Consider the following 3,504-nt stretch of genomic DNA (forward strand, 5'->3'; position numbering starts at 1 on the left):
ACCGCTCTTCCGATCTTGGATGAGGTGCGCTTAAAACGTAATGGCTATTTTGATCAATAAATCTTCCCTTCTTCTGGGCATGCGCTCCCCAGAGTAAAAACACAATGCCTTCACCTTGCTGAGCTAATGTATCAATCACTTTGTCGGTAAACCGTTCCCAACCAATTTTGGAATGAGAGTGCGCTTTACCTTGCTCGACAGTGAGCACTGTATTTAGTAACAACACACCTTGCTCGGCCCACTTCTGAAGGTATCCATGCTCGGGGATCTCAAAGCCTTCAATATCTTGTGCTAACTCTTTGTACATGTTGGACAGTGAAGGGGGAGTTTTCACATTAGGGAGAACAGAAAAGCTTAACCCGTGAGCCTGATCTGGGCCGTGATAAGGGTCTTGACCAATAATAACGACTTTAACCTTATCAAAAGGCGTAAGCTCAAACGCACTAAACACATGGTCTGGCGTTGGGTAAATGGATTTTCCAGACAAACGTTCGTTTGATATAAACGCCATCATCTCGGTAAAGTAGTCTAATTGTTTTTCGGCATCGATAAAATCACACCATTGAAGAGAACGCGTCATCAAGTATCCCTATAAATTGCAGTTTTATCCATTTTATACAGAATGTATGCAATTTACAGGGATCCGATCTTACTCACGATGTTTTTTGGGGGGTTCGAAAATGGCCAGGCCCCGTAATATGACGATTAGGGGTTGGCATGCGTGACGCTCTTGACGTAAAAGCACTCGGTGTATGGGTTCTCGTTGACATAATGGCACTCCTCTTTTGTACAACCATTAAATATGCAGCCATCAACGCTTTTCTAGCTCAACATGAATTTGGCTTATTACGCCGTCTCGCTATCAAATGTTGACTCTCATGAGGAGTAATGAAAGATCAGTGCCAACTTTTACAAACCCACAATTAACTGATTGAGTTTAAATGAATGTTTCTCAATGTGTTTATTTCATCAGGCCAAATATCTGGATCAATTGTTTCTAAAATCAATGGGATATAATCAAAGCGTGGATCTTTAGCGATGTATTCAAAGCAGCTCCAACCTATTTCCCCTTTCCCTAGTGAATGGTGACGATCCACACGACTAGCCAATTCTACTTTAGAATCATTAATATGCATCGCACGAAGATAGTGCATACCAACGACACGATCGAATTCATCGAACGTTTTGTCGCACGCTTCTTTATTACGTAAGTCATACCCTGCACTGAAGGTGTGGCAAGTATCGAGGCAGACTCCGACGCGCGTTTTATCTTCAACTTGCTCAATAATTGCCGCTAGGTGTTCAAAACGCCATCCCAGATTAGTCCCCTGCCCTGCAGTATTCTCAATGACGGCAATCACATTGGGAACGGCTTGGTGCGCTAAGTTTATCGATTCTGCAATCAAAGCTAGACACTCATCCTCAGAGATCTTCTTTAAATGGCTCCCAGGATGAAAATTCAGCAGAGTCAGACCCAATTGTTCACATCGTTCCATTTCATCAATAAACGCGGCTCTCGATTTAAGAAGCTTTTCTTCTTCTGGGGCACCAAGGTTTATAAGATACGAATCATGAGGAAGAATATGTTCTGTGGTAAAGCCCAGCATTTTACAGTTCGCTTTAAATGCGCTAATGGTGTTGGCCTCAAGCGGCTTGGCTTTCCATTGCCTTTGATTTTTAGTGAATAATGCAAAAGCATTCGCTCCAATTTCTCTCGCTCTCAATGGTGCGAGATCAACACCACCCGCTGCCGATACATGAGCCCCTATCAACTTGTTACCATAGTTTTTTATATTCATTGCCACAAACTCACCGTCTAATCGATCATTCACAAACTTGATTTTATTCATTATTTCGTCGTTTTATAGCGTGTTTTTATCCAAAAATCATCTTTCTTCAATGTTGTAAAATTACAACAAAGATCACGTTAAAATTTATTTTAATCTATAAAATATTTTATAATTCATTATTTAACAGTCACTTATTGATCCAGATCAATAAAATAACCTTAATAAAGATAATGTTTTTGGTTGTCTTTTGACCCAAATCAATATTAAAATAGACGGCATCAGATAAGAATTTTTTGCTCAACTTAAAATTTAACAACAAGTACCACGTACGTGGACTAGGAGAAAGTTATGATCCAAGGTATTCAAATTACAACGGCTGCAAACGACGATCTACTTAACTCAATTTGGCTGCTAGACAGCGAGACAAACGAAGCTCGTTGTGTTGCTGCTGCAAGCGGTTACGAAGCAGACCAAGTTGTTGCTATTAGCGATCTTGGCGAGTACGAAAGCCGTGAAGTTGCCATCGAAACTCCCGCTAAAATTGAAGGTGGTCAACACCTGAATGTTAACGTTCTTAAGCGTGAAACTCTGGAAGATGCTATTGCACATCCAGAAAACTACCCACAGCTTACTATTCGTGTTTCTGGTTACGCGGTGCGTTTTAACTCACTCACCACTGAACAGCAGAAAGACGTTATCGCACGTACTTTCACTGAGTCTCTATAATTAAACGAAAGTTTAAAGTGACATAAGTTTCAAGTGATATAAAAAAGCGGCGCTATCAGATAGCGCCGCTTTTCTAGTTGTAAGCCCCATCAGTTAATTTCGAGGCTTATTCGTATCATTCTGTTAACTCTGTACTCGGCGTAATACCGCTTTAAGCGCATCAAAGTCATCAGCCAGATCTTCTGACAACAATTCCATCGCTCCGTGCTTAGCTAAAGGCCCTGGGACATCAATATCGGTAGATAAGATCTCATCGACCACTTCTTTAAACTTAGCAGGGTGAGCGGTACACAAGAATAAGCCTGTTTCACCGTCTTGCAGCTGTTCACTTAAAACACGGTAAGCGATTGCACCATGCGGTTCACATAAATAGCCTTCGTTATGCAAATCACGGACAGACTCTGCACTTTGCTCATCAGTTACCATGCCTTTACCTAGCGTATCAAGACCCCAACCTTTTAATTGGCACAGCTCTTCGATACGTGGCCAGTTGTTGGGTTGACTCACATCCATCGCATTTGACGTTGTTGCAACGGTTGGTTTTGGATCCCACTTACCCGTTTCTAAGTAACGTGGAACCGTATCATTCGCGTTGGTTGCAGCGATAAAGCGCTTAATTGGCAGGCCTAGTGCTTTGGCAAGTAGACCTGCTGTTAAATTACCAAAATTGCCACTAGGAACAGAAACCACCAAGTTTTCACGTTCTTGCTTACTCAGTTGAGAGGCTGCCTCAAAGTAATAACAAATCTGAGCCATTAAACGGCTAATATTAATAGAGTTCGCCGAGTTTAAACCAATATCTTCACGTAACTGAGCATCATCGAAAGACTGTTTTACAAGAGCCTGACAAGCATCAAAATCACCATCAATCGCCACAGTGTGAATATTTCCACCCAGGGTACAAAATAGCTTTTCTTGCAGTGGGCTGATCTTTCCTTTCGGATAAAGAATCACAACGTTAATGTCTTCCATACCATAAAAGGCATGG

Annotated in this window: 5 protein-coding genes; 2 read left to right on the forward strand and 3 right to left on the reverse strand. The window is 41.6% G+C overall.

Annotated elements, in window-relative coordinates; translation table 11 throughout:
• Positions 1-580, reverse strand: a 580-nt coding sequence (gene ung / locus ACP45E_RS17905) for a uracil-DNA glycosylase (RefSeq protein WP_069585360.1), incomplete at its 3' end; no start/stop codon positions are given.
• Between the two features lie 137 nt (positions 581-717).
• Between ung and ACP45E_RS17910 the strand changes: the two genes are divergently transcribed.
• A complete protein-coding gene (locus ACP45E_RS17910; protein ID WP_017035414.1) occupies positions 718-873 on the forward strand; it encodes a hypothetical protein in 156 nt (51 codons plus the stop codon).
• Positions 874-923: 50 nt separating this feature from the next.
• Here ACP45E_RS17910 and nfo read toward each other — a convergent pair whose 3' ends face one another.
• Positions 924-1,850 (reverse strand): deoxyribonuclease IV, encoded by a 927-nt coding sequence (gene nfo / locus ACP45E_RS17915; RefSeq protein WP_017037348.1) that lies wholly within the window; start codon positions 1,848-1,850, stop codon positions 924-926.
• 288 nt (positions 1,851-2,138) lie between these two features.
• Between nfo and grcA the strand changes: the two genes are divergently transcribed.
• Positions 2,139-2,516, forward strand: coding sequence for an autonomous glycyl radical cofactor GrcA (grcA, locus tag ACP45E_RS17920; RefSeq protein ID WP_017035416.1), 378 nt, complete (start codon positions 2,139-2,141; stop codon positions 2,514-2,516).
• A 123-nt stretch (positions 2,517-2,639) separates the two neighbouring features.
• Here grcA and thrC read toward each other — a convergent pair.
• The coding region (thrC, locus tag ACP45E_RS17925) for a threonine synthase (RefSeq protein WP_069585362.1) at positions 2,640-3,504 on the reverse strand (865 nt) is incomplete at its 5' end.

Origin of the sequence: Vibrio genomosp. F10 str. 9ZD137 (genome assembly GCF_049974785.1) — a bacterium.
Classification (GTDB): domain Bacteria; phylum Pseudomonadota; class Gammaproteobacteria; order Enterobacterales; family Vibrionaceae; genus Vibrio.

Excerpts from the sequence above, each read along its gene's own strand:
- ACP45E_RS17910 (WP_017035414.1), top strand. The coding sequence starts at position 718 with ATGCGTGACGCTCTTGACGTAAAAGCACTCGGTGTATGGGTTCTCGTT.
- nfo (WP_017037348.1), bottom strand. The coding sequence starts at position 1,850 with ATGAATAAAATCAAGTTTGTGAATGATCGATTAGACGGTGAGTTTGTG.
- grcA (WP_017035416.1), top strand. The coding sequence starts at position 2,139 with ATGATCCAAGGTATTCAAATTACAACGGCTGCAAACGACGATCTACTT.